Genomic DNA, 21,504 nt, shown 5'->3' on the forward strand with positions numbered 1-21,504 from the left:
GAACGAGATGCGCAAGGCCATGTTCGTGGCAGTGAGTGTCGTATCCCTGACCGCCCCGATGTTGGGTTGTGTCGACAACGCCCAGGCGGAGGAGTCCTGGACGCTGACCACCATCGCCGATGCCCGCAGCGGGATCGCCTCGCCGGTGGACCTGGCACCGCCGGGTGACTCGCCGGGCGACATGTTTGTGTTTGATCAACCCCTGTTGAACGCGGCGAAGGAGAACATCGGCTCCAACAGCGGCTTCTGCATCCGGACATTGCCCGGCCAGTTCAGCGAGTGCCAGTGGACGCTCACCATGGCCGACGGCACCATCACTGTCGCGGGCCGGGAGGCCGAGAACGGCCCCTCCTCGATTCCCATCATCGGTGGCACGGGCGCCTATGTGGGGGCGAGTGGGGTGCTGCTCACGACTCCCAACGGAGACAGGACGTTCACCCAGGTCCTCACCTTCCTGAAGCCCAAGCAGTAGGGGGGCGTGGGGCATTGTGCCTCGGGTGAGGCGCCCTGCCTCGCCCCATCCTGGGGATGCGGGGCCTCCTTCCGAGAGAAGACGCCCTGGCACATGCGCTGCAATCAACGGCCTGCGTACTCCCAGGGGTTCCCCCCCTCTCCCTGGTGGGTGCGTGCCTCGGGAGGTGGAGGGCTCTTCCTCCACTTCCCGATGCGTATTTGTATGAGGTCGTCAGGCAGGTGGGGGCCCTGGCAGGTTCCTTCCCCGCGAATCGCCTCTCGCTGACTCGGATAGACTCGAGCCATTTCCGAGGGAGTCACCCGTGGCGGGCAGACGCAAGAATCGCAACGAGCGGCCGGCATCCGAGGACGTGTCCCACGAGGAGCGCCCCAACAGTGAGGCGATGTCCTCCGCGGTCCTGGGTACGCAACACCTGTACCGCGCTCCGGTCCCGCGCTTCCTCGACGATATGGATGCGGACTCGCTGCCAGGGCTGCTCAAGGAGCGTTTCCAGGCGCTCGAAGGGGAAGCACCGTCGGAAGGAGAGGTGCTGGCCTGGAAGCACTCCCTGCGTGCGCTCGCCGAGGTCCTGCGTGACGAGCGGCTGCGGCGCTCGGAGATCTTCGTCGAGTTGTGGATGCCCATCCGGGGACGGCGGTGTGATGCGCTGCTGACGGGGAGGAACCTCGAGGGCCTTCTGTCGGCCGTGGTCGTCGAACTCAAGCAATGGACGACGGTGCGCAAGTCCCCCTGGCGGGAAGAAGTCTTCGTGATGAACGACAGTCGTCCCCACCCCTCGGCTCAGGTGCGGGACTACGTGGGTTTTCTCCGGTACTACCATTCAGCTTTCGTCCAGGACGGGGTCCACATCACCGGCTGCGTCTGGTTGCATGGGATGGAGGAGCCAAGGTCCATCTTGTTGTTGAGGGATCCCGATGCCTTCGGTGATCTCTTCCGCGAGTACCCCCTGTTCGTGAAACGGGAGCAGCGTCGTTTCGCCGACTGGCTCCACGATCAGCTCGGACACGGGGAGGGAACTCGAGCGGCGGAGCTCATTGCCACCGGTCATACACGGCCTTCGGAGAAGCTCCTCGACATGGTCGTGCGCACCATCCAGGGGGAGTTCGAGTGGCGGCTGCTCGACGTGCAGCGGCAGGCCTATCTGAGAATCATCACCGCCGTGGAGGAGGGCCGCTCGGACGGGTCTCGTACGGTGGTGTTGGTGAAGGGCGGCCCGGGCACGGGCAAGAGCGTGCTGGCGATTCAACTCCTGGCACACGGTGCGAACAAGCACTGGCGCGTGGTTCATGCCACGGGCTCCCAGGCCTTCCAGACGAACCTCCAGGGCAAGACGCTCGCCTTCTCCGAGCGGCTCCACAAGGAGCTCCAAGGAGTGCGCTTCAAGAAGGAACTGCCCATCGAACAGATCTTCTGCACCTTCGCGGATGTCGCGAAGGCGGGTGCACGCCAGGCCGATGTGCTGGACCTGGTGGTGGCCGACGAGGCTCACCGGCTCTGGGATTTCCGCCGGGTGAAGTTCCCGAACGGGAAGATCCGGCGGCTCTCGGACACGCCCATGATTGAAGAGGTGATCCGCGCCAGCCGCGTCACGGCGTTCTTCCTCGACGACAACCAGGCCGTGCGCGCTGGTGAGATCGGCCAGGCGTCGGTGGTGCGTGAGGCGGCGAAGCGTCTCGGGGTCCGGCTGGTGGAACTGGAACTGGATCTGCAGTTCCGCTGTGGTGGGAGCGAGAGCTATGTCCGGTGGGTTGATACCCTGCTGGGCTTTCGTGACAGCGCGGACCTCGTGTGGAAGGAGCAGGGGACCTATGCGCTCGAGGTCGAGCCGGACATGGTCCGGATGGACCGGCGGCTGCGCGCGCTCCGCCACCAGGGATATCGTAGCCGGATCGTCGCGGGTTACTGCTGGCCGTGGTCACCGGTGGGCACGGGTCCGGAGCGTCTGGTGCGCGACGTGAAGGACAAGCGCTTCGGAGCGTGGAGCGCGCCGTGGATCGAGAAGACGGGTCAAGGGCGTAAACCCCTGGAGAATCAGTATTACCGCTGGGCCAACGAGGACGAATACTACGAGCAGGTGGGGTCCATCTACTCGGTGCAGGGTTTCGAGTTCGACTACGTGGGAGTGATCTGGGGCGAGGATCTCGTCTGGCGCACGGACCGGTGGGTGGCGGATCTCTCGAAGAACAAGGACAAGACATTCAAGCGCGACGTCCGCGCGAGTGGCGAGGATGCCGCGACCAAGCTGCGCAACGTCTACCGGGTGCTGCTCACGCGCGGGATGAGGGGCACCCACGTGTTCATCTTGGACGCGGAGACACGGGCACACGTCGAGTCGCTCCTTCGCGGACAGCGCGCGACACGCGTGGCATCCTGACGGCCGTCAGGGCGCGAGGAAGGCGTTCATCTCCCGCACGACATCGGCCTGGTTCGTGAGCCAGAGGTAGTGCCGTGCGTTCTCGAGCTTCACCAGCTTCCAGTTCGGCAGTTTCCGCAGCGCGGCGTCCGCGGCCTCCGTGTCCCGCCGCAGCCCGGGCAGGAAGTCGCGCGCCTTCTCCCGGAAGTCGGCGGGCGTGCTCTCGAGCCCCATCATGGCCTCCATCCACTCGGCGAATCCCTGTCCATCGGAGAGCGAGAGCACGGGCGCGCGCGGCGCGGAGAAGTCCGCCTTGGCCATCCCCCGGAGCAGCTGCTCCACCACATCGGGGCGCCGGTGCGGGCGCACGTAGCCGCCGGTGGTGGGGTCGAACTCGTGGCCTCGATCGAGTTCGTGCGCGGGGTAGGGACCGCCCAGGTCTCGCGTGAGCAGGGCGACGACGGCGTCGCGTGACGCCCCCGCCGGGAATTCGACGGTGGGCATGGGCGGGTGGCTCAGGTCCCTCAGGAACACCGCGATCCCAGCCCGGTCATCCGTCGCGTCCAGGTAGACGAGCCTGTCGACGCGCTCCGGGTGGTGGCCGCCCACCCAGGTCATTTCGTCCCCCGCCATGGAGTGGCCCGCCAGCACGGCCTTCTGGATTCCCAGGCCGTCGAGCGCGTGGACGACATCCAGGCCCAGCGTCGCGGTGTCATAGCCCGTGCCGGGCCAGCTCGAGGCGCCGAACCCACGGCGCGTGAAGGCGTAGACGTGGTGATTCGCGATGAACTCGGGCGCGAGCTTGTCGAAGACGTGGCCCGTGTTGCCCATGCCCGGCAGGAACACGAGCGCCGGGCCCTGGCCTCCGAAGTCGAGCACCTCGAGCTCGACGCCTTCCGCGACCTTCACGCGCTTCACCTGATGCAGTGAATCGCCGCCGTCCGGGCGCGGCCCGGACGGGGTGGCACAACCAACCGACAGGAGCAGACAGGACAGCAGGAGGGGCTTTCGCATGGGCCCGCGATGCTCGCACAGGCCTGGCTCGCGTCACGCAGTCAACACCAGGGCATTCCTCCCAGGAGCCTTTGTTCCACCCCCGTACGCTTGGCCCCGCCTGTGGCCATCAGGCACACGAGCGAATGCTGTTCATCCCGTGGCCCTGACCCATATTGGGGGCACAACTTTGGCGCTTTCAGCAGTGGCCCTCGTCGGGCAGCTCGAGACGAGGGCCCGGGTATGAGGTGGACTTGAAGCGGTTGTCTCTCGGTGAGTTGCTCGGCGCGGCCGACCAGGTGGCTCGTGAGGTGGTTGCTCCCGAAGTCACCCGGGTCGACGGCGAAGGACGCTGGCCGGAGACGGGCCTTCGTGCCCTCCAGGCCGCGGGGCTGGGGGGCCTGGTCGTCCCCGCGGCCTTCGGTGGTCAGGGACAGGGGCTCGTCGCGCTCGCGCGGACCTGCGAGGTGCTCGGCCGCGTCTGCGCCTCGACGGCCATCTGCTTCGGGATGCACTGCGTGGGGTCCGCGGTCCTCGCCGCCAAGGCGACCTCCTTCCACCAACGGACGTTCCTGGAGCCCATCGCCGCGGGCAAGCACCTCACCACCCTGGCGCTCAGCGAGTCGGGCACCGGGGCTCACTTCTACCTGCCCCAGACGCGGCTCACCGCCGTCCCCGGGGGCTACCGGCTCGAGGGCGCGAAGTCCTTCGTCACCAATGGCGGGCACGCGGACTCCTACGTCGTCTCGACCCTGGCCTCGGGCGAGGCCGCCCAGCCGGGGGACTTCTCCTGCGTCATCCTTCCCGCCCAGGCGGAGCACCTGGCGTGGGAGGGCTCCTGGGAAGGGGTCGGCATGCGAGGCAACTCGGCCCGGACGCTGCGGCTCCAGGATGTCTTCGTCCCGGCCACCCATCTGCTCGGCCAGCAGGGGGATGAGATCTGGTACGTCTTCAACGTCGTGGCGCCGTACTTCCTCATCGCCATGGCGGGGACGTACCTGGGAATCGCGAGCAGCGCGCTGGAGGAGGCCACCGCGCACCTGAAGCGCCGACATTACGCCCACGGCGGCGCGTCTCCTTCCAGCCAGGCCGTGCTCCAGCACCGGCTGGGAACGCTCTGGGCCGTCGTCGAGCGCACGCGGCTGCTCATCCACAGTGCCGCCGCGAGGGGAGACCAGGGCGAGGCCACCGCCCTCGCGGCGCTCTGCTCCGCCAAGGCCGAGGTCGCCGACTGCGCCGTCCACGTCGTGAACGAGGCGATGACGCTCGTGGGGGGACAGGGCTACTCCGAGAGTGGCTCGCCCCTCTTCCGCCACCTGCGTGACGCGCGCGCGGCCCACGTCATGTCGCCCACCACCGACATCCTCCGTACCTGGGTGGGGCGCGCCCTCCTCGACCTGCCGTTGTTGGGGGACTGATCGTGGGCACGGCGAGGGCTCTGCTGGTCGCGATGGACACCGACAGCGCGGGAGTGCTCCGCGAGCGGTGTGGAGCGCATGACGTCACCCTGGAGCAGGTGCCCTCGGCGGACGATGTCCTGGCGCGCTTGGAGCGCAACCCGGGGGCCTTCGACGCGCTGGTGATCGGCCCGTTCGAGCGGCAGCCCCTTTCCCTGGCCCAGCGCGTGGCGAGGCTGGATCGCGACGTGAGCGTCCTGGTGCTGGCCTCCCCCGAGCAGCTCGAGGCCCTACGGGCCACCTTCAGGTACACCCCCTTCATCGGTCAACGCACGAGCCTCCATGGCGCGGAGGGCGTGGCGAAGCTCGCGGGGGATCTTGAGCGGGCCGTCCGGGAGACACGGCTGCGGCGCGAGCATCAGCGCACGCTCCAGGGCGCCTCCTCACGGCTCCTGGCCTCGGAGCCGGTCCGGCCGAGGCCCTCGGCCGTCCTCGACCGCCTGCTGGAGCTCGCCCCCCTGGGCATCCTGGCGCTCGATGCGGAGGGCCACGCGCGGGTGATCAATCCGGCGGCGCGGCGAATCCTGGGACAGGCCGAGGAGCGGCTCGCGAGGGCGCCGTTGGCGCTGCTGCTGCCGCCGGGCTTCGAGGCGCTCCTGGAGAAGGTGCGGGCGACCGGCGCTCCGGCTCAGGCGCTGCTCGAACCGGAGGGCTCGCACGGGCCGCGCTTCCTCGCGGCCTCCCTGGCGCCCCTGCCCGAAGACGCGACGGGGCCGGGCGGGTTCCTGCTGGTGCTGCAGGACACCACCGAGCAGGTGAAGCTGCAGCGCGAGCGCGAGGGACTGCTTCAACAGCTCGAGGCCGCGGTCAGGATGCGCGACGAGTTCCTCTCGGTGACGTCGCATGAGCTGAGAACGCCCCTGACCTCCATGCTGGGCTGGGTGCAGATGCTGCGCAACGGCACGCTCTCCCCCGAGAAGCAGTCCCGGGCGCTGGAGATCATCGAGCGCAACGCGAAGTCACAGGCACAGCTCATCGAGGATCTGCTGGACGTCAGCCGCATCATCTCCGGCAAGCTGCGCCTGGAGGTCGCCTCCCTCCAGCTCGAGGACGTCGTCCGGGCCGCCGTGGAGTCCGTCACGCCCGCGGCCCAGGCCAAGGACATCCGCCTCCAGGTGGTGCTGGACGACACCCTGGGCCCGGTGATGGGGGACGCGCAGCGGTTGCAGCAGGTCGCCTGGAACCTGCTCACCAACGCGGTGAAGTTCACGCCCAAGGGCGGACGTGTCTACGTCACCTTGCGCCGGGTGAGCTCCTCGGCGGAACTCACGGTGCGCGACACGGGGCAGGGCATTGCTCCGGACTTCCTGCCCTATGTGTTCGAGCGCTTCCGCCAGGCGGACTCCAGCGCGACCCGGCGCCATGGCGGGCTGGGGCTGGGATTGTCGATCGTGCGCCACCTGGTGGAACTGCACGGGGGGAACGTCTCCGTGTCGAGCGAGGGGACGGGCAAGGGCGCGACGTTCGTCGTGAGCCTGCCCATCTCTCCGCTGCGCCTGACGAAGCAGGGCGCGGACCCGGCCAGGGCCGAGGCGCTCCCCTTCGATTGCCCGGAGGGGATCGCGAGCCTGAGGGTGCTGCTCGTCGAGGATGAGCCGGACGTGCGTGAGCTGCTCGTGACCTTGCTGGAGCGCTGCGGGCTTCACGTGACGGCCGCCAGTTCCGCCGCCGAGGCCTGGGAGCGCCTGCTGCAGGACAAGCCGGATGTGCTCATCTCGGACGTCGGCATGCCGGGGGAGGATGGCTACACGTTGCTGCGGCGCGTCCGGGCACTTCCGGTGGAGCGCGGCGGGCGGATCCCCGCCCTGGCCATCACCGCCCACGCGCGTCCGGAGGACCGGCGCAAGGCGCTGCTCGCCGGCTTCCAGATGCATCTGGCCAAGCCCGTGCCAGCCGATGAGCTGTTGCTCATGATCGCCACCCTGGCGGGCCGGCTCTGACGCGGGTGCCCGGGGGAACCCGGGCTCGGTGGGGCCGCAAAGACAGACTGATGGATTGTCATAATAAAGCTCACGCCGTCTTGGCGTGGCGCGGTGGAGTGGCTGTCGCGGATGAAGACAAGGCTGTCCTCATCCAGGACAGCCTTCGAGCTGGCGGGAAACCCCCCGGACGATGAAGGAAGCCGCGGGCCACTCCCGTGGCTCGGGAGGGCCCTGTTGTGTCTGTCCCTCGTGGTGCCACAGCCCGGCTGCTCCATGCGGGAGGAGGCGGAGCGGGTGGAGGAGAGCGACCTGTCGAGCGAGACCTCGGCCATCCTCAATGGCAATCCAGCGGATGCCGGCGAGTACCCGTGGATGGCCCAGATCGTCGTTCCCGGCTACACGCATCAGCGGATGGGGGGACACCGTGACGAACGGTGAGTCCTCGGACGTGCTGCGGGAGACGGTGCTGCCGGTGCGGGACAACGAGACCTGCAACGCCGTGGGAATCGAACCGTTCCTGGGGGACACCAAGGTGTGCGCGGGCTTCGTCGATGGCGCCACGGGTGTCTGCCACGGGGATAGCGGCGGGCCCCTGGTGGTGAGGAGCCCCCGCTACGGCGGAGGCTGGGAACAGATTGGCATCGTGAGTCATGGCATTGCCCTGGGGGGCAGTTGCCAGGGCTACGGCGTCTTCACTCGCGTGAGCCGGTACGTGTCCTGGATTCAGGGCTACACCCAGCCCGTCAGCGCCCTCGACAGCCATTGAAACGAGGGGCGGGGGAGGGCGGCCGGCCCTCCCCCGAGCCCCGGCGGGTGCTTCGTTCGATCATTCCAGGTTCTTCTCCGCGAAGACGCGCATGGCGTCCCGGATGAACCGCGTCGCGCCCTGGGCGTGCTTGTCGTAGACGGCCGTGAAGCGCGGATCCGCCACGTACATCTCCCCCAGGTTGATGTAGGCCTCGCGGTTGGGCACCCAGAAGAACGACACCCACGCGTGGTGCTGGCGCACCAGCTCCTGCACCTCGTCACTGGCGGCATCCTCACCGCGCACGCTCGCCTCGGCGAGTGCCTGGGCGAGCCGCTCCTGCTCGGCCATCAGGTCGCGCTGCTTGTCCTTGCCCAGGGCGGTCCACTTGCGCTGGCTCTTGTCGTAGGCGTCCCGTCCCCACCGCTGGACCACCTCCTCTTCGTACTGGCTGTTGTCGAAGCCATCGAGAATCTCCTCGGCCATGATCTGCTCTCCTCCGTTCAACTTGCGAATCGTCGTTTCCACCGACGTGATCTGACGCGCCAGGCGTTGCTGCTCCCGCCTCAGCCAGGTGAGGTGGGTCTGCAAGGCCCTGGTGGTGTCCTTCTGCCCTTCCAGTACCTCGGCGATGGCGGGCAGACCCAGGCCGAGCTCCCGCAGCAGCAGGATGCGTTGCAGGCGGACGAGCGCCGCCTGATCATAATAACGATAGCCATTGCTTCCGATGCGGCTCGGTTTGAGCAGCCCCACGTCGTCGTAATGACGCAGGGTGCGGCTCGTCGTTCCCGCCAGGCGGGCGATGTCCTGGATGGACCATTCCATCGGGCTCCCTCCTCGTTGGAGTCATTGAAACCAAGCTACACCTTGACGTTGCGTCAAGGTCAACCGCGCTCGTGGTGCTCAGCACCGCTTTCGGAGGCAAACCCCGGAGCCGCGTGGCAGGCTGCGAGCCCTCCTTTCAACCCGAGGGCTCTCGTGCACCACCCACGCATCAAGCTGGCGCTCGCCACGCTGTCGCTGCTCGCTCCGTTGAAGCCGTTCGCCGCGAGCAAGGGCAGCGCCGTACCCGCCCCACCCGTCGCGGCGAGGAAACCCGTGGTGGACACCTACCACGGGGTGAAGGTGGAGGACCCCTATCAGTGGCTCGAGAAGGGTGACGACCCCGAGGTCCGCCGGTGGCTCCAGGGCGAGACGGCGTACACGCGGGCGGTGCTCGACAGGCTGCCCTCGCGCGACGCCATCCGCGCCCGCATCACCACGCTCCTCACCCACCAGTCCCCGTCGTATTTCGCCCTGCGGCAGCGTGGCGGCACGCTCTTCGCGCTGAAGTCCCAGCCCCCCAAGCAGCAGTCCTTCCTGGTGGTCCTGCCGTCCGTGGAGGACCCTTCCACGGCTCGCGTGCTGGTGGACCCGATGGCGCTGGACCCGAGCGGCCACACCTCCATCGACTTCTTCGTCCCCTCGCTGGACGGCAAGAAGGTGGCCGTGTCGCTGTCGAAGGACGGCACGGAGAGCGGGGATGTCACCGTCTACGACGTGGCCACGGGCAAGCCCCTGCCAGGCGAGTCGGTGCCTCGGGTGAACGGTGGCACGGCGGGCGGCTCGCTCACGTGGAACGCGGACGGCACGGGCTTCTTCTACACGCGCTACCCGCGTGGCGAGGAGCGTCCGCCCGAGGACCGGGACTTCTTCCTGCAGGTGTACTTCCACGAGCTCGGCACGCCCACGGCGCAGGACACCTACGAGCTGGGCAAGGGGGCGCCGCGCATCGCCAACTACGCGCTCTCCACCTCCGAGGATGGGGCGTACGTGATGGCCATCCTGGGCAACGGGGACGGTGGCGAGTACGCCGTCTACCTCCGGCCCCGGCAGGGCGCCTGGACGCAGCTCTCCCGGTTCGAGGACAAGCTCGTCTCCGCGGCCTTCGGTCAGGACGGGGCGCTCTACGCGCTGTCGCGCCGGGACGCGCCGCGCGGCAAGGTGCTGCGGATTCCGCTCGCCGCGCCGAGCCTGGACAAGGCCACCGTCTTCCTCCCCCAGGCAGAGGCCTCCATCGCCGGGTTGCTCGCCACCGCCTCGCGCCTCTACGTGACGGAGCAGCTCGGTGGCCCCATGCGGATGCGCATGGTGGGCCTGGATGGAAAGGACCTCGGGCTGGTGCCCACGCCGCCGGTGTCCTCGGTGGGCTGGCCCACGCGCCTGGGAGGAGACGACATCCTCTTCGGCTCCATCAGCTACCTCGCGCCAACGAGCGTGTACCGCTACTCGGCTGGCGACGGGACGCTGGCGAAGACGGCGCTGGGACGCACCTCGCCGGTGGACACGAGCCACGTGCGGGTGGAGCGCGTCATGTGCACCTCGAAGGACGGCACCCAGGTGCCCCTCAACCTCCTGTACGCGGAGGGCACGAAGCGGGACGGCAACAACCCCACGCTGCTCACCGGGTACGGTGGCTTCAACATCTCCCTGTCCCCGAGCTTCCAGGTGCTCCACTTCGCCTTCATCGAGCAGGGTGGGGTGGTGGCCGTGGCCAACCTGCGCGGTGGCTCGGAGTTCGGCGAGGAGTGGCACACCCAGGGCTCGCTGACGAAGAAGCAGAACGTCTTCGATGACTTCCACGCCTGCGCGAAGCTGCTGGTGGAGAAGAAGTGGACGAAGCCCGAGCGCCTGGCCATCGAGGGCGGCAGCAACGGCGGCCTGTTGATGGGCGCCGCGCTCACCCAGCATCCGGAGCTGTTCCGCACGGTGCTCGCGCACGTGGGCATCTACGACATGCTGCGGGTGGAACTCACGCCCAACGGGCAGTTCAACACCACCGAGTACGGTACGGTGAAGGACCCCGGACAATTCCAGGCACTGTATGCCTATTCGCCCTACCACCACGTGAAGGATGGGACGAAGTACCCGTCAGTGCTCTTCACCTCCGGTGAGAACGACCCGCGCGTGGACCCCTTCCACTCGCGCAAGATGGTGGCGCGGTTGCAGGAGGCCACGGGCTCGAAGCGTCCGGTGCTGCTGCGCACCAACGACATGGGCCACGGCATGGGCACGCCGCTGTCGGAAACCATCGCCGAGGAGGTGGATGTCCACGCCTTCCTCTTCAACGAGCTGGGCATGAAGTACCGGCCGGTGAGCCGTTAGCTGTCCGTCCCCGCGCCGGGTGGCTGCCGGCGCGGGGGGGCGGCGCTCGTCTACGGCGTGTCCTTGACCGTCTGGACGGTGGGGATCCTGAACGCGGGGTCCCCGAGGAAGCCGGAGAACATCAGCCGGTTGGGCGAGCACCGCCCCTCGTTGGCCACCTTGCCGGGCGTGGCGTTGTCGACGAGCGCGGCGGCCACATCGGCGGGAACGGCGGTGGGGTTGCGCTCCAGGACGAGCGCGGCGAGGCCGGCGACGTGTGGCGAGGCCATGGAGGTCCCGCTGAGGACCTTGGTGGCGTTGTCATCGGAGAGCCAGGCCGAGGAAATGTCGCGGCCAGGAGCGAAGACATCCACGCAGCTTCCAAAGTTGGAGAAGGAGGCGCGCTTGTCGCTGCCCTCGGTGGCGCCCACGGTGATGGCCTCGGGGGTGCGCGCGGGAGACACCGAGCAGGCGTCCTGGTTGTCGTTCCCCGCGGCGACCACGTAGGTGACCCCCGCGGCGACCGACCGGCGGATCGCGTCATCGAGCGCCTGGCTCTTGTCGCCCCCCAGGCTCATGTTGGCCACGGCGGGGAGCTGCCGGTTCTGGGTCACCCAATCCACGCCGGAGATCACCCCGGCGGTCGAGCCAGAGCCCCCGCAGTCGAGCACGCGCACCGCGTGGAGCCGGACCCCCTTGGCCACGCCGTAGACGCGGCCGCCCACGGTGGCGGCCACGTGCGTGCCATGCCCATGGCAGTCGATGCCCTGCTTGCCATCCGAGAAGACATCATGGTCGGCCTGCGCGCGCCCGTCGAAGTCGGCGTGGGAGACGCGGATGCCGGTGTCGATGATGTAGGCATGCACGCCCTTGCCGATGGTGTTGTAGAGATAGGTGTTGTCCAGTGGCAGGTCACGCTGATCGACGCGGTCGATGCCCCAGGTGGCCCCGGGCTGGCGCTCACCGATGGCGTGCATCACCCCATTCTCCTCCACGTACGCCACCTCGGGATCGGAGGCCATCGCGTGGGCCTGCTTCGCGGTCATCCGGCTCGCGAACCCTCGCAGCGCATGCGCGTACGAGAGGAAGGCACTTCCCCCGTAGCGTGCCGAGAGGTTGTCCGCCATCACCGAGGGCGCGAGCGGCGTCTCCCCCGGACGCGGTGTTCTGAGGACGACGATGTACTCACCCGGAATGGCATGGGTCACGGTGACGAACTTCCCGGTGCGCGCCTCGGACCCGGTCGCGGCCTGGGGGCAGGGCGCGTCGGAAGGGGGCTGGGGAAGGGGAATGTTCCTGGCCGCGCAACCCGCCAGCAAGGACACGGAGACGACGGACACGGCCATCCAAGACACTGTACGGAGACGCATTGTTCCCCCCTGTTGCTGGGTAATACCCGGCTGCCTGTTTCAGTTTAATAAGACATCTGACCTGCCCACTTCCGGTCCAGGATTGTGCATGTCCGTCCAAAAACAGACATGCGGACGAGGTTATTTGTAGACCATCCTACGAGTCAGTCCGTCTGCCGGTGCGCGGAGCCACCCCCAGACGGGCACGTCCGCCGCGCGGGCGCTCGGCCACGTAGAGGTCTCCCGAGCCGAAACCGTCCGGCCGGTCGATGGAGGCGAAGAGCAGCCTGTTCCCATCGGCCGTCACGGTGGGGTTGAACTCCCAGTAGGCGGTGTTGAGCGCGGCACCGAGGTTCTCCGCGGGGCCGTAGGAGCCATCGGCCCGCCAGCGCGAGCGCCACAGGTCCCAGCCTCCGAAGCCGCCCGTGTGCACGCGCACGTAGTTGGCCTCGGCCTCCACGTGGGTGATGGCGGCGCAATCCACGAAGCGGATGCGGCCATCCACCTTGACGGGCCTCTCCCGCGTATTGCAGCAGTCGCACCTGGCTGACCGCGACCAGTGCGTCCGCCAGCCACCAGCCCAGGGCCCCGCTCCACAGTGCCCAGGCGGGCAGGGGAGGGACCTCCTCGGGTTCGGCGATCGCTTCGTCCTGCTCGTGCATGGGGCGGAAGGCTAACCCTCCCCTGGCTACTCCTCGATCAGGCCCGATGGATGAGCCGTCACAATGGTTCTTGTCTTGATTCCATATGCGTAGGTTGGGACCCCGTGAGGTTGGAGGTGCGGAGGTGTTTCCAATGAACATGGATTGGATGTTTCCGGGGAGCACGGCCAGGAGCCCGCATGGCGGCGGGCTGCTCCCCGCCTGCGTCCCCCATTTTCCAGTCAGGCGGTGGTATTTCCCCCGATCTGGACCCCGCGCTCAGCCGGCGCTACCCGCCGACAGGCCTGGCCCGGTTCATCCAGGGCGTCGCCATGTATGACCTCGTCATCATTGGCGCGGGTGCCGCGGGATCGAGTCTCTTCATCCATTTGATGGCGCAGGAGATTCAAAATTCCATTCACGACATCGCGTTCCTGGATTCAACGGGATTGGGGAATGGTATCGCATTCAACCGGGAAGAGCGCTTCATCCTTTGCAACACCAGTGTTGGCGTCAACAGCCTCTTCGCGGCCGACCCCACGCATTTCCTCGTCTGGCTGAGGGAAAATCAAGAGCTGTGCCGCACCTGGGGGGTGGATACGGCCACACTCACCCTCTCGTCATTCGTGCCGCGGGGGCTCTTCAAGACGTATCTGCAAGCGTTTCTCACCCAGGCGCGAACGAGGGCTCGAGCCCTGGGCATCAGCCTGCACCACATCCCGGCCAAGGCGCGGCGCGTCGAGCGGACCGGCGACGGCTACGTCATCTTGGACGACCGGGAGGAGCAACTGATCGCCCGCAGTGTGGCCGTCTGCACGGGACTCAGCCTTCCCAATGCTCCACTTCCGGGGCGGGTAATGGGGGCCGGCTTCGCCCAGTCTCCGTACGACATCACCTCCTATGATGAGTTCCTGGGAGACTGCGCGTCCGTGCTGATCATCGGCTCCCGCCAGGGCGCGATTGATGCCGCGCTGCTCGTGGCGCAGGCCCGTCCCGGCTGCTCGGTCGTCATGATGTCGAGGAGCGGGTGCTTTCCCTCGGTTCGCAGCGAGATGGTCGAACAGGAAACGCGGTGCTTCACCACGGCTCGTCTTCGCGCCGCGCTCTCTCAATCCCCTCAGGAGTTCGCCCGGACCTATGGCCGGTTGCTGCGCGAGGAATTGTATGCGGTCTCCGGGCCCGAGCGCGCCCACTCCCTGCTGGAGGAACTCCTGCGGGTGGACCCCTGTCCGACGGTGCAGCTTGGGCGTGATCTGGAGGCGACCATCGAGGGCGGGGGCGGGTGGGAGCAGATCGACCGCGGCATCATCACGGTCACCAATCAGCTCTGGCCGGAGCTGGCACTGCCCCAACGCCGGGAGATCCGCCACACCTTCGGTCCGATCATCCGCAGGTTCGTCTCCGCGATTCCCGCGATCAACGCCCGGAAGATCCTGGCGCTCCACGCCGAGGGCAGGCTGCGCGTCGTCCGAGGCCCTGCCCGCTGTTCGACCTACCGTGGCCAGTGGGTCTTCGAGGACAGCGAGGGCCAGCGGCATACCCCGGACCGGGTCATCAACGCCTCGGGTTTCATGGTCTCCCGCGGCGGTGCTCCCCTGACGATCGCCTCCACGCCACTCGGGGACTTCTCCGAGCAGATCGACCCCTTCACCTTCAGCGTCCGGCAGTCCGATTCCTCCCGGCTCTTCTTCCTGGGGCCACCCCTCGGGGAAGCACTCGCCGTCACCAACTACATGAACTCCACCGCGCGTCAGGCCGCGCGCGTCGCCCGTCTGTTCGCATCCTGAGACGCGCCCCGAGGACCCCACCCGAACCGAGAGGAAGAAATGCCAGAATATATCGCGATTGTAGATGGCTATTCGACCGCGCAGCACCTGCCGGCGGCCTTTCGTCAGTATGGCAAGAAGGTCATCCACATCCACAGCAGCCCGGAGATCCCCGAGATCCTCCAGCGCTCCTACCATCCCCAGAATTTCGATCTCAGCCTGCCATACGCCGAGCTGAAGGAGATCGCGGCGGCCCTCCGCCCCTACGCGCCTCAAGTCGTCATCGCGGGGGCGGAATCGGGCGTCCTGTACGCGGATGGACTCGCCGAATGCATGGGACTGAGGTGGAACGTGCCCTCGCTCTCCTCGGCGCGCCGGAACAAGTATGAAATGATCGAGGCGCTCCAGCGCGCGGGCCTGCCAACCGCCAGGCAAATGGCCAGCGCCGACAGCGAAGCCATCGCCCGTTGGGCGCGGAGCCTCGATGAGTGGCCGATCGTCCTCAAGCCACCACTGTCCACCAGTTCGGAGGACGTCTACTTCTGCCGCGGCGTGGAGGAGATCCACCAGAATGTTCCGAAGATCGTTGGCAAGACCAACTACCTCGGCATTCGCAATGAGGCCGCCCTGGCACAGACCTATCTGGATGGACAGTTCTACGTGGTCAACTCCGTGAGCTTGGACGGCGAGCACCTGTCCAGCGATGTGTGGTATTGGGAGTTCGTCCAGAACGAGTACGGGCATTTGAACTTCACCCAGCACTCGCTCCTGCATCCGAGCAGCGAGGCCTTCAAGCCGCTCGTCGAGTACAACAACAAGGCACTGGATGCGGTGGGCATCCGCAACGGACCCTCCCACTCGGAGTTGAAATTCACCCGGAATGGCCCCCGTCTCATCGAGACCGCTGCCAGGCTCATGGGCGCGACCATCGAGCGGGGCCCGATCGTGTCCGCCCGGGGCATCACCCAGGTGGAGCTGACCGCGATGGCCATCTGTGATCCCGCCCGCTTCCGCGGCTACCTGCGTGAGTCCTACCATCAGCACAAGCACCTGACGGTCCTCTGGGTCCATTTCCCGCACGCCGGCATCATCGACGGGGACGAGGGCTGCAAGCAGCTCGAGTCGCTGCCCTCCTTCGCCTGCTACGTCAACAAGCCGAAGGTTGGCACCCAGGTGGGCCCTTCCAAGGATACGACTGGCCGTGGTGGCTTCATCTATATGCTCAACGAGGACAGACGCGCGCTCGAGGGGGACGTCCAACGCGCCAGGCGGATGATCGACAACCAGACCCTCTTCACCGTTCGCCAAGAGCCCTCCCGGAGGAAGTGATGCGCATTGAAATCAAGCGGAAGGACGTGGAGCTGATCTCCCCCTATACCTACTCGCGCAGCCGCGACCTGAAGTGCACCCTGGTGCATGTCGAGCTTCGCGACGGTGAGGCCGTTGGACGTGGAGAGGGTGCCCCGTTCGAGAGCTTCTTCGAGGCGCCCGCCAGCGAAACCCTCGAGCAGTTGCACGCCGTCGCCGGCGAGGTCCACGACCGGCTGACGCCAGAGGAGCTGCTCACGCTGCTGCCGCCCGGTCCAGCCCGCAACGCCCTGGATGCGGCACTGTGGGATCTGGAGGCCAAGCGGCGCAAGAAGCGGGTCTGGCAACTGCTCGACCTGCCGGAGCCCAGGCCCGTGCGGATCATGTACACCATCTCCATGGCCGAGCACGACCAGCTCGTTCGGGAGTTGGAGGATGCCCGCAGACATCCCATCTTGAAGCTCAAGCTCGGCTCGAAGGACGACCTCGCGCGCCTCGAGTTGACGCGCGGGATCCGGCCCGATGCGGAGCTGGTCGTCGACGTCAACAGCGGCTGGGATATCGAGACGCTGCGAGCGATGTTGCCTGTGCTCGAGCGCTACGGGGTGAAGATGATCGAGCAGCCGGTGGCCCCCAGGTATGAAGCCGGCCTGCGTGAGGTGGAGCGCTCCATTCCATTGATCGCCGACGAATCCTTTGGCTCCCTGCGGGATCTCGGCCGGCTGGCGGACCTCTACGATGGGGTCAACATCAAGCTGGACAAATGCGGAGGCCTCACGACCGCGTTGAAGATCATCGAAGAGGCCCGGCGGAGAAAGCTGTACATCATGCTCGGGTGCCTGCCAGCCAGTTCGCTGTCATCCGCGGTCGGCATGCTCGCGGCTCAATTCGCGAAGTTCGTGGACCTGGACAACCAGTTCTGGTTGAAGGAAGACATCCAGCCCGCGCTCGCCTATGACAATGGCTGGCTGCATCCCGCGTCGCCGGAGCTCTGGGGCTGAGTCCCCATGACGAAGAACAGCGCCACTGGAGGACCCTGAGACATGAAGACGAGCTACCCGATCGGAATCGGTTCACTGGCGCTCGCATCCACCTTCATCGCGTCCGCGAATGTCGCCTTCGCCCGGATGGTGCAGCACGTGCCTCCCGTGTTGCTGACCCTGGTCGCCTTTACCCTTTCGGCCCTGGTGTTCGGCGGTCTCAACCGGGGCCGCCTCCCTCGGCTCGACAAGGAGGCCTTCCGCAACATCCTGGGGCTCAACATCGCGTCGGCGTGTGTCTTCATCTTCCTCTACACGGCGCTGAAGTACCTGGAGCCTTCCATCGCGAGCGCGCTCCAGGCGGGAACGACTCCCGTCTCGGCCATTCTCATCCTCGGTGCGACGACGGGGAGATGGGAGGTCAAGGTGGCGGAGTGGGGGGGCAGTCTGGTGATCCTGTCGGGCTGCATCCTCCTGGCCTGGGTCTCGTTCACGGGCAGGTCGGGACTGGGTGGGGGTGACACGCTCGGCATCGTCATGGGCCTCGTGTCGGTCGTCATCTCGGGGGTGTCGACCGTGTTCCTGACCCTCTGTGCCAGGCGCCTGACGGAGCTCGGCTGGTCCAATCTCAACATCCTCGGACACCGCTTCTACGTCACGATCATCGCGTCGGTCCTGCTCTGCCTGGGGATGGGCATCAACCCGCGCGAGCTGGCATTGGACTGGCGGTATGTCCTTCCCTTCTGCTTCGTCGGCGTGACGGTTCCGCTCCTGTTCCTGCAGATCGGCATCCGCCATGTGGCTCCGTTCGTCGTCGTGGTCATGACGAACCTCAATCCCATCCTCACCTTCGTGATCCAACTGCTGGATGACCGCATCGCGCTGTCGTTCTACACACTGGCCGGAGTGTTGCTCGTCCTCTCAGGGGTGCTGTGGGTCGTGCATACGAAGGCGAAGGAGTCGCGTACCGCCCCACTTCCCTCCCGCGCGAGCCCGGCGCGCGCCACCTGACGTGCGCAACGCCCTATGCCTCCCGCGAATGGAGCGGGCGTGGCACCGGGGCCCGTGGGGGCGCGTGATGGGAGGGGGAATCGTCCCGGATGTATCTCACCGGGCCCGCTTCGCTCGGGCGGGTATGGAACACCGACATCGTCTGCTGCAACGCCTCCGCCTGCGCGGCGAGCTCCTCGGCCGTGGAGGCGAGCTCCTCGGCCGCCGAGGAGTTGCTCTGGGTCACCTGCTCGACCTGGGACATGGCCTTGGAGCTCTGCGCCACGCCCTGGCTCTGTTCCCGAGAGGCGTCGGCCACCTCCTGGACGAGGCTCGCCGTCGTCTGGATGGAGGGCAGCAGCGCGCCGAGCACCTGGCCGGTGCGCTCCGCCTGCTCGACGCTCGCGGACGCCATGCCGAGGATCTCCCGGGCGGCCGTCTGGCTGCGCTCGGCCAGCTTGCGCACCTCGGCGGCCACCACCACGAAGCCACGGCCATACTCACCCGCTCGCGCCGTTGTCGGGTGTTGCAACGGGATGGCTGTGAATTCTCCCTCCAATGAGGCGGGTGCTCCTGTCTGGTTTGTTGTTCGTGGAGTCTGAGCCGGCAATCCGAGTGGGGCCGCGGCCTTGAACCGTCTGGTTTCAACGGGGCGGAAGGTTCTTCGGGAACTTCGGCAGCGCGGGGTTCATCACGTCCCAGGGCTGAGCGCTCCGGGTCCAGATGTCGAGCATCGGCGCGCACTCACTGGGGTTGTCGAGACTGCCGACCTGGATGGCGATGAAGGACGACGGAATGCCGCCGCCCGCGAACAGCGGAGTGCCACATTCCCCGCAGAACTCCCGTGAGCACGGCGATGGGCGCGGCGGAGCCCTCATAACGAATGGCCCCGCAAGTGCAACCTCCAGTGAGGGGAACAGGCACCGGTACACCTCCCGAAAAGTCGTTTCCAAGCGGTGTCGTGGAGCTAGGAGCTGCAACAACAACAGCCTTGCGAAGACGGTGCTTACGGAATAGATGGTAAGCGAATCAAAACCTGCTTATCCTTCCTCCTTGTGCGGGGGCCTCGGGAATGAAACGACACCTGCTGCTGTCCAGCCTGGCCCGCCTTGGCCCCGCGCCGCGCCCCAGCGCAGGTGCCGAGTCTCTTCCCGCCCACTCTCGCGGGTCTGGGTCCCTGCTGCCATGAGGCAGTGAGACATGCTCTTTGTTTCAATCTTGAAACATGGGCATCCGGTGGTTGCCGTGGCGATGCCGTCACGTACGCCAGCTCCTCGGGCCTGCCTCCACAGGGGGCTCGGGAAGATGTCCATCTTGGTGAACCGCCGTGAAGCTCCTACTTGTCGAAGATGAAGAGAAGATGGTGGCCCTGCTGAAGCAGGGCCTGGAAGAAGAGGGGCACGAGGTCCGCGTCTGCAATAGCGGCCGGACCACCCCGAGCCAGGATGAACTCGAGCACTTCGACGTCATCCTCCTGGACTGGTCCCTGCCGGGCCTGGACGGCGTCTCCGTCCTGCGCCAGTGGCGTGAGGCGGGCCTGCAGACGCCGGTGTTGATGTTGACGGCCCGGGGCACGACCGGGGAGAAGGTCATCGGGCTGCGGGCCGGGGCGGACGACTACCTGGTGAAGCCCTTCGACTTCGACGAGCTGCTGGCGCGGCTGGAGGCCCTGCGCCGCCGGGGTGAGCAGCAGGGCGGACCGGTGCGGATGGGCTCGGTGTTGTTGGATCCCCGCCGCAGGGTGCTGCGCCGGGGGCTCCAGGAGGAGTCGCTCACCGCGCGTGAGTTCTCCCTGATCTCCTCGCTGGCACGCCAGCAGGGCACGCCCCAGGTGCGCGCGAGGCTGATGGCGCAGGCCTGGGGTCCGGACTTCGAGGGCAGCCCCAACGTGCTGGAGGTGTACGTGGGCTATCTGCGCACGAAGTTGGAGCGGCTGGGTGCCAGGGACGTCTCCATCCGCGCGGTGCGAGGGGTGGGCTACAACCTGCTCGTCGAGCAGGGGCCCCGCGAGCCATGACGCTCGCGCGGCGCCTCTGGTTGCTCGGCGTCCTGGTGCCGTGCCTGGCCTCGCTGGGCGCGCTCGTCGTCGCCGGGCAGCTCTTCCGGTACGACCTGGAAACCGCGCTGGATCATGCCCTGTTGACCCAGGCCGCGGTGGAGAGCCTCAGCGTCAACCTCTTCGAGGGCTCAGAGAAGCGGGTGAGCCTGAACATGTCCATGTACCCGCTCCTCGAGCACGTGCGGCCCTTCGCTCCACGGGGTGAGCTCTTCGGCCAGGACGGGCGGCTGCTGATGCAGCATCCACCCATGCCGGAGGAGGAGGCCGCCACGGTTTCGCTGAAGCCGGGCGACCCCGAGCTTCCGCCCCAGCTATCGACCCGCACCCTGCCGGATGGAACGCGCGAGCGCGAGGCGGTGGTGAGCGTCCGCTCGCCCCAGGGCGAGCTGTATGCGCTGCGCCTGACCGCGTCGCTGGAGCAGGTGGATGACTCGGTGAACGGCTACTACCGCAGGGCCTTCTCCGTGGCGGCGCTGCTGGCGGTGACGCTGCTGGTGCTCCAGACGTTCCTCGCCCGGCGAATGGCGGGCCGGTTGAGCGCCATCACCCGCCACCTGACGCGCTTGCGCGAGGGAGACTTCTCCCAGGCGCCCCCCTTGGATGATGGTGCGGATGAGATTGGCCAGGTGCGGGAGGTGCTCGCCGAGGTCACGGACAAGTTGCGCGGTGCCCGGGACGCGCAGGACCGGCTCATCGCGGACGCTGCCCACGAGCTGCGCACGCCGCTCTCCCTCATGCGGACCCGGATGGACCTCGCCTTGCGGCGCGAGCGGGGCGTCGAGGAGCTGCGCGCCTCCTTCCGCGAGGCGCGTGGCGAGGTGGAGCGGCTGGCCGTGCTGGCGGGCGAGCTGCTGGAACTGGCCGCGGCGGGGCGGGGGGAGTGGGACAGGAAGAAGGCGGACCTGGCCGAGGTGGTGAGCCAGTCGGTGGAGGCGGCACGCGCGGAGGCGGAGGTACGCGGGCTCATCATCCGACTGGAGGCCCCCGCGCGGGAGGAGCTCTGGTTCGATCCGGGCGGGGTGCGGCGGGCGGTGGACAACCTGCTGGCCAACGCCCTCAAGTTCTCCCCGAGCGGAGGGGAGATCCACGTGCGCTTGTGGCGGGAGCGGGAGTGGGCGCGCATCAGCGTGGTGGACCAGGGCCCCGGCATTCCGTTCTCGGAGAGGGAATCGGTGTTCGCCCCCTTCCGGAGGTTGTCCGAGGGCCTGCCTGGAGCGGGGATCGGCCTGGCCATCGTCCGCGAGGTGGCGCGGCGGCACGGAGGCCACGCCTGGGTGGAGCCGCGCCAGGACCGGGGGGCGGAGCTGGTGTTGGAGCTGCCCACGCGGCCCCAGTCCGCTTGA

18 protein-coding genes and 1 pseudogene are annotated in these 21,504 nt (G+C 67.5%); 13 read left to right on the forward strand and 6 right to left on the reverse strand.

The window, feature by feature from the left end:
• Positions 1 to 7: 7 nt before the first annotated feature.
• Positions 8 to 472 carry a dirigent protein gene (locus tag F0U63_RS06000; RefSeq protein ID WP_395844607.1) on the forward strand — a complete coding sequence of 155 codons (465 nt, stop codon included), beginning with the start codon at positions 8 to 10 and terminating at the stop codon, positions 470 to 472.
• 304 nt (positions 473 to 776) lie between these two features.
• The gene (locus tag F0U63_RS06005) at positions 777 to 2,849 is read left to right on the forward strand and encodes a DUF2075 domain-containing protein (RefSeq protein WP_395844609.1); all 2,073 of its coding nucleotides are present in this window, start codon (positions 777 to 779) and stop codon (positions 2,847 to 2,849) included.
• 6 nt (positions 2,850 to 2,855) lie between these two features.
• Here the strand turns inward: F0U63_RS06005 and F0U63_RS06010 are convergent, their stop codons facing one another.
• Positions 2,856 to 3,842: an alpha/beta fold hydrolase gene (locus F0U63_RS06010; RefSeq protein WP_395844611.1), complete on the reverse strand. Its 987-nt coding sequence runs from the start codon at positions 3,840 to 3,842 to the stop codon at positions 2,856 to 2,858.
• 233 nt (positions 3,843 to 4,075) lie between these two features.
• On the opposite strand from F0U63_RS06010, the gene F0U63_RS06015 reads away from it, so the two are divergent.
• The 4 genes from F0U63_RS06015 (at position 4,076) to F0U63_RS06030 (ending at position 7,966) form a co-directional block, all read left to right on the forward strand.
• The gene (locus F0U63_RS06015) at positions 4,076 to 5,239 is read left to right on the forward strand and encodes an acyl-CoA dehydrogenase family protein (RefSeq protein WP_395844613.1); all 1,164 of its coding nucleotides are present in this window, start codon (positions 4,076 to 4,078) and stop codon (positions 5,237 to 5,239) included.
• Positions 5,240 to 5,241: 2 nt separating this feature from the next.
• Entirely contained in the window at positions 5,242 to 7,218 is a 1,977-nt protein-coding gene (locus F0U63_RS06020) for an ATP-binding protein (protein ID WP_395844615.1), read from the forward strand.
• Positions 7,219 to 7,434: 216 nt separating this feature from the next.
• Complete coding sequence (locus F0U63_RS06025) at positions 7,435 to 7,638, forward strand: hypothetical protein (RefSeq protein ID WP_395844617.1); 204 nt, start codon at positions 7,435 to 7,437, stop codon at positions 7,636 to 7,638.
• Positions 7,625 to 7,966, forward strand: coding sequence for a S1 family peptidase (locus F0U63_RS06030; protein WP_395844619.1), 342 nt, complete (start codon positions 7,625 to 7,627; stop codon positions 7,964 to 7,966). The genes F0U63_RS06025 and F0U63_RS06030 overlap by 14 nt, the downstream gene beginning before the upstream one ends.
• A 60-nt stretch (positions 7,967 to 8,026) precedes the next feature.
• On the opposite strand, the gene F0U63_RS06035 is transcribed toward F0U63_RS06030, so the two are convergent.
• Positions 8,027 to 8,770, reverse strand: coding sequence for a MerR family transcriptional regulator (locus F0U63_RS06035; RefSeq protein ID WP_395844620.1), 744 nt, complete (start codon positions 8,768 to 8,770; stop codon positions 8,027 to 8,029).
• A gap of 153 nt (positions 8,771 to 8,923) precedes the next feature.
• On the opposite strand from F0U63_RS06035, the gene F0U63_RS06040 reads away from it, so the two are divergent.
• Entirely contained in the window at positions 8,924 to 11,089 is a 2,166-nt protein-coding gene (locus F0U63_RS06040; RefSeq protein ID WP_395844622.1) for a prolyl oligopeptidase family protein, read from the forward strand.
• 50 nt (positions 11,090 to 11,139) lie between these two features.
• Here the strand turns inward: F0U63_RS06040 and F0U63_RS06045 are convergent, their stop codons facing one another.
• Positions 11,140 to 12,438 (reverse strand): S8 family peptidase, encoded by a 1,299-nt coding sequence (locus F0U63_RS06045; protein ID WP_395844624.1) that lies wholly within the window; start codon positions 12,436 to 12,438, stop codon positions 11,140 to 11,142.
• A gap of 136 nt (positions 12,439 to 12,574) precedes the next feature.
• Positions 12,575 to 12,922: a hypothetical protein gene (locus tag F0U63_RS06050; protein WP_395844626.1), complete on the reverse strand. Its 348-nt coding sequence runs from the start codon at positions 12,920 to 12,922 to the stop codon at positions 12,575 to 12,577.
• Between the two features lie 336 nt (positions 12,923 to 13,258).
• Between F0U63_RS06050 and F0U63_RS06055 the strand changes: the two genes are divergently transcribed.
• The 4 genes from F0U63_RS06055 to F0U63_RS06070 are packed head-to-tail and all read left to right on the forward strand — an operon-like array spanning position 13,259 to position 18,123.
• Entirely contained in the window at positions 13,259 to 14,845 is a 1,587-nt protein-coding gene (locus F0U63_RS06055; RefSeq protein ID WP_395844628.1) for an FAD/NAD(P)-binding protein, read from the forward strand.
• Between the two features lie 39 nt (positions 14,846 to 14,884).
• On the forward strand, positions 14,885 to 16,153 hold the full coding sequence (locus F0U63_RS06060) for an ATP-grasp domain-containing protein (protein ID WP_395844630.1): 1,269 nt from the start codon (positions 14,885 to 14,887) through the stop codon (positions 16,151 to 16,153).
• Positions 16,153 to 17,133 carry a dipeptide epimerase gene (locus F0U63_RS06065; protein ID WP_395844632.1) on the forward strand — a complete coding sequence of 327 codons (981 nt, stop codon included), beginning with the start codon at positions 16,153 to 16,155 and terminating at the stop codon, positions 17,131 to 17,133. The genes F0U63_RS06060 and F0U63_RS06065 overlap by 1 nt, the downstream gene beginning before the upstream one ends.
• Before the next feature lie 42 nt (positions 17,134 to 17,175).
• The gene (locus F0U63_RS06070) at positions 17,176 to 18,123 is read left to right on the forward strand and encodes a DMT family transporter (protein ID WP_395844634.1); all 948 of its coding nucleotides are present in this window, start codon (positions 17,176 to 17,178) and stop codon (positions 18,121 to 18,123) included.
• 13 nt (positions 18,124 to 18,136) lie between these two features.
• On the opposite strand, the pseudogene F0U63_RS06075 reads toward F0U63_RS06070, so the two are convergent.
• Positions 18,137 to 18,616 (reverse strand): annotated as a pseudogene (locus tag F0U63_RS06075) (methyl-accepting chemotaxis protein); the annotation flags it as partial.
• 130 nt (positions 18,617 to 18,746) lie between these two features.
• Positions 18,747 to 18,980, reverse strand: a complete 234-nt coding sequence (locus F0U63_RS06080) for a GFA family protein (protein WP_395844636.1) — start codon at positions 18,978 to 18,980, stop codon at positions 18,747 to 18,749.
• A gap of 449 nt (positions 18,981 to 19,429) precedes the next feature.
• Here F0U63_RS06080 and F0U63_RS06085 point away from each other — a divergent pair, with 449 nt between their 5' ends.
• On the forward strand, positions 19,430 to 20,119 hold the full coding sequence (locus F0U63_RS06085) for a response regulator transcription factor (RefSeq protein WP_395844638.1): 690 nt from the start codon (positions 19,430 to 19,432) through the stop codon (positions 20,117 to 20,119).
• The gene (locus F0U63_RS06090; RefSeq protein WP_395844640.1) at positions 20,116 to 21,504 is read left to right on the forward strand and encodes an ATP-binding protein; all 1,389 of its coding nucleotides are present in this window, start codon (positions 20,116 to 20,118) and stop codon (positions 21,502 to 21,504) included. Before F0U63_RS06085 ends, F0U63_RS06090 begins: the two co-directional genes overlap by 4 nt.

It is taken from the genome of Cystobacter fuscus (assembly GCF_044360685.1).
Lineage (GTDB): Bacteria > Myxococcota > Myxococcia > Myxococcales > Myxococcaceae > Cystobacter > Cystobacter fuscus_C.